At 48.4% G+C, this 1,019-nt stretch carries 2 protein-coding genes; both read right to left on the reverse strand.

Going from position 1 to position 1,019, the window contains the following annotated elements; all coding sequences use genetic code 11:
• Positions 1–54: 54 nt before the first annotated feature.
• Positions 55–309, reverse strand: a complete 255-nt coding sequence (locus ACFIME_RS08685) for a tail protein X (protein ID WP_375684806.1) — start codon at positions 307–309, stop codon at positions 55–57.
• Positions 306–791, reverse strand: coding sequence for a phage tail protein (locus ACFIME_RS08690; RefSeq protein ID WP_375684807.1), 486 nt, complete (start codon positions 789–791; stop codon positions 306–308). The genes ACFIME_RS08685 and ACFIME_RS08690 overlap by 4 nt, the downstream gene beginning before the upstream one ends.
• Positions 792–1,019 lie beyond the last annotated feature (228 nt).

Below are 1,019 nucleotides of genomic sequence, written 5' to 3' on the forward strand. Positions count from 1 at the left end.
CCTCATGAACAGGTTTGTCTCCCACCTTGACCACAATAAAAGGGTGTGTACGCATTAATCCCATAACCGCTTCACCATGCTGTTCTTTTCTTGGCTAACAAATTCAGGCAGAATGACCGTTAAGCCCCGCGGTAAAAACACACCATATTTGGCAATCTCTGGATTAGCTTCCAGTGTGGCTTCTAAATAGCCTTTGAGTAAACCAGCTTTCCTCCGGTCTCTGAACACAGCCATGGCATGGTGAAAGCAGAGGAGATCAAGACTCATATCTTCTAGCTCTACCACGAGGTGCTTTTCTAGTATTTTCATGGCGTTTCTCCTCCTTGGGAATATTGACCATATCCCACTTGGTATTGTCCCACCTGATATTGTCCTTGTGGTTTTCCACCATCGAAAAACGGTAACAAGCTAATGGCATAGCGAATGCGCCCCGATTGGCCAGAGCGACTAATATAGTCATGGTCTTTATTGATCGTGGTGATTACTACGGGTCCATGGAGAAGGACACTATAGATGGTATCATTGATCCAACGGATCATCTGAACGGGCTTGGCAGCACGAATGGTTCTAGTGATGGCATCTATCGCTACCCGGTCCCCAAACTCTTCTGGAAACAACACCCCATGAATGGTTTTGGCATCATTGCCATAACCAGTAAATTGCAAACCGGGAGCCTCACCAAAACGCTCCAGGCAAACCCATGAGGCAGAAAACTCTTCCTCAAAGGATTGGAAATTCAGCCAGTCCACGTAAAAGAGATGTGGACCTAACATCAGCAAAGGATCTCTCATAGACGCCCTCCCCTTGATTGTATTCCTTCCAACACGTCATCTCTTTCGAAACCTATCATTTTGCATCTCTCCTACCATTGCGCCCTCCCCTCATTGTGTTCTTTCCAGCACGCCGTCTTGTCCCTTATTCTGTCGCCCGTATCACTCTGTCCCGCCGTGCAGCGCATTGGCACGTGCCCGTTGCAAAGCATGGGCAACCGCACGACCAGTGTCCATGGGTTCACGCGC

The sequence above is a fragment of the Bartonella sp. AP1QHHD genome (assembly GCF_042196265.1).
Lineage (GTDB): Bacteria > Pseudomonadota > Alphaproteobacteria > Rhizobiales > Rhizobiaceae > Bartonella.

Coding starts and splice junctions, on each gene's coding strand:
- ACFIME_RS08685 (WP_375684806.1), bottom strand. CDS start 309: ATGAAAATACTAGAAAAGCACCTCGTGGTAGAGCTAGAAGATATGAGT.
- ACFIME_RS08690 (WP_375684807.1), bottom strand. CDS start 791: ATGAGAGATCCTTTGCTGATGTTAGGTCCACATCTCTTTTACGTGGAC.